Source organism: Terrimonas pollutisoli (genome assembly GCF_029360765.1).
Classification (GTDB): domain Bacteria; phylum Bacteroidota; class Bacteroidia; order Chitinophagales; family Chitinophagaceae; genus Terrimonas_B; species Terrimonas_B pollutisoli.
In genome coordinates this window covers 1-1,206 of sequence record NZ_JARKNA010000059.1, presented here as the reverse complement: position 1 = coordinate 1,206, position 1,206 = coordinate 1, and the positions used below count along the sequence as shown (strand labels likewise).

Here is a 1,206-nt window from a genome sequence, read left to right as displayed (position 1 = left end):
TGTAATAGTTAGTATTTAATCCGACAGTTGAGGATTTTTTCTTTTCAGTTTTATAGGGTCAGGATATAAAAGTTTAGGCTGCTGGAGTTAAGTTGTTCAGCAGTTTTTGTTTTGCTAAGGTAATAGATTCATTAAAGGTTTGCATTGGAGTTTTGCCGTAACAATACCTGCCACTGTGAGGCCGTTCGTTATTGTAGTAGTTCATCCAGGTGTCGAGATCTTGTTGAAGCTGCTCTAAAGTTTCATAGAGTTTTTTACGGAAGGTTACAGCATAGAACTCATCTTGCATTGTCCGGTGAAGTCGTTCACAAATGCCATTGCTTTGCGGATGGCGAACCTGGGTCTTACTGTGATCAATGCCTTCCAGTTGCAAATAAAGTTCATACTCATGATGTTCGGGTTTACCCTTGTATTCAGTACCACGATCTGTTAGTACTCGCAGTAACGGGATTTGTTGTTCTTCAAAAAACGGTATTACCCGATCATTGAGCAGATCAGCCGATGTAATAGCATGTTTGCTATCATAGAGTTTGGCAAAGGCCACCCGACTGTAAGTATCAATGAAAGTTTGCTGATAAATCCTTCCAACTCCTTTGATCGTTCCCACATAGTAGGTATCCTGCGAGCCCAGGTAGCCTGGGTGCTCGGTTTCAATTTCTCCCAGTGCTTCTCTTTTTTCTTTCTTGCGTTCCAGGGCCATCATTTGAGCTTCAGTAAGGATCAATCCGTCCTGAGCAATACGAGCTTCCAATGCCTTTAAACGCTTTTCAAAGATTTCCAGGTCGTGTCGTTGCCAGACACAACGTACGCCAGCTGCAGAGATAAAAATTCCTTGCTTGCGTAATTCATTACAAGCCCTTGATTGACCATAGGCCGGGTAATCAAAAGCCATCTTTACTACAGCTTCCTCTACTTCAGGAGCCACCCGGTTTTTGAGAATGGGTTTACGTCGACTGATCTCTACTAAGGCAGCTTCGCCGCCAGTGTCATACAACTCTTTGATTCGGTAAAAACTGTCACGGCTAGTGCCCATTAATTTGCACGCCTTGGTGACATTGTTGAGATGCTCCGCTAGTTTGAGTAAGCCTAAGCGGGATTTGATTAACTTAGTTTCCTGATTCATGATCTGACATTTTGGGGTTAACAAATAGATTGTAGTTACTCTAAAGTTAATCCCAACTGTCAGATCAAATCTTAACTTCTACA

Annotated in this window: 1 protein-coding gene; it reads right to left on the bottom strand. The window is 42.3% G+C overall.

Annotated features, from left to right (window positions below; genetic code table 11):
- Positions 1-73: 73 nt before the first annotated feature.
- A complete protein-coding gene (locus P2W73_RS26340; protein ID WP_276505094.1) occupies positions 74-1,123 on the bottom strand; it encodes an IS481 family transposase in 1,050 nt (349 codons plus the stop codon).
- Between the last annotated feature and the right edge of the window lie 83 nt (positions 1,124-1,206).